The sequence below is a fragment of the Vibrio sp. 10N.222.49.A3 genome, assembly GCF_041475145.1.
Taxonomy (GTDB): Bacteria; Pseudomonadota; Gammaproteobacteria; order Enterobacterales; family Vibrionaceae; genus Vibrio; species Vibrio tasmaniensis_A.
Genome location: NZ_JBFRVM010000025.1, coordinates 1 through 1416, shown reverse-complemented (window position 1 = coordinate 1416; position 1416 = coordinate 1). Strand labels below are relative to the sequence as shown.

1 protein-coding gene is annotated in these 1416 nt (G+C 42.0%); it reads right to left on the bottom strand.

Translation table 11 applies throughout. The features are described from left to right. Window positions 1-17: 17 nt before the first annotated feature. A complete protein-coding gene (locus AB4589_RS04725; protein WP_102250515.1) occupies window positions 18-1325 on the bottom strand; it encodes an IS4 family transposase in 1308 nt (435 codons plus the stop codon). Window positions 1326-1416: the final 91 nt, after the last annotated feature.

Here is a 1416-nt window from a genome sequence, read left to right as displayed (position 1 = left end):
GGCTTAATGCCGTTCACTTAAGAGTGAACGGCATTTTTGTTCTTAGCATACCGTTGTGGTCTGGGTTTAACTGTTCTAGGGAATGTCCTTTCCCTTCGCCCTTCAAGTATTAAGCTTTCAGCCATGTTGTGGAACCCTTTTAGCTGACGAGGTATTGCGCCTGGTGTTGAGTAAGGTAAGCCTACAAGTAACGCAGATACATGAGCTAATGTGCCGTTAAAACTCAGTTGATAAGGAAGGTAATTTCCCTTTAAATTGAAGCAGAGCTCGACCATCTGGTATCGGATTAAATTGTAAGTAAGCAAGATGCCCCATAACTCCTGCTTTACCAGTTCTGGTAAACGACTTCGCAGCGTGAGACGATTTCCAAGCATGTATTGTTTTTGCTCTCGGTAGCCTAGCTCAATTTCCCAACGATGTTCATAAAGGCCTGCAATATCTTTTGATGGGTAACGCAGGGAGTCCGTCATGGAGGTTAATACTTGGTAGTCTTTTCCTTTAATTTTACGAGTGACAAGTCGAGCGGTTATCGACTTTGGTAAATCAGGCCATAGCTTTCTAGCCCTTGGGTTACTGTGTAATTGAACCAGTTTGTCATTTCGCCCTAAAGATTGAACAATGTCATATTGTGTATTTTTCTTGAGGGGGATAAGCCAATGACGCTCCGAGCCAGAGTCTTGCCATTTATGTAATAAGCCTAAAGAATAGAACCCCTTATCGAACATTGTCACGCTATGGTTTGGTGTTGTTTCTATCAGTTTTTCAGCTAATATCATTTCGTTTGTATTGTAATTATCAAATGCACTGGCCGTAATAATGTGACTGCTTAGTTCCATTTGGCAGACCATTCTCACTTGCGGATATTGCGTCCCTTTTTGTCGAGAAAATGCCTTTTCATTTTGCGGGTTATCGGGCGTTCGCCAAACAACGCCATCGACGCCAAGAAGCGTTAATCCATTCCACTGGGGTAACTTTGCACTTTTTAACCATGACGTAGTCATTCGCTCAAAGACCGCTTTAATTGCGTCTTCACCCAACGTCTTTCGACGTTGAGTTAACGCACTCGGTGCGACAAAAGCTTTACCTGTACGGTCGACAATATCAAGTTGGTTCACTAAATCTTTCATGGATTTACTGTTGTAGATAGCCATTCCAACAAGCAGCCACACCATGGATTCTAAAGTTAATTTCCTCTTTCTCATCGTGACAGTATCAGTAAGAGAATAGGCTTCGTCGATGAGTTCAATTGGAAGCAAGTCAGACAAAGTCTCAACGCTGCTAGGTTTCCAATCATTAATTATGTTTAGAGCTTGAGAAACATCCATAAAAAAATCCAAGTGCATTAAATACACTTGGATTTTGACAGCTCGGAAGGATCCTTCAACCGATCACTTTGGCTTTAACTGATCGGCATTA

What these genes read in the sequence shown, in the direction of transcription:
- AB4589_RS04725 (WP_102250515.1), bottom strand. Translation starts at nt 1,325, where the DNA reads ATGGATGTTTCTCAAGCTCTAAACATAATTAATGATTGGAAACCTAGC.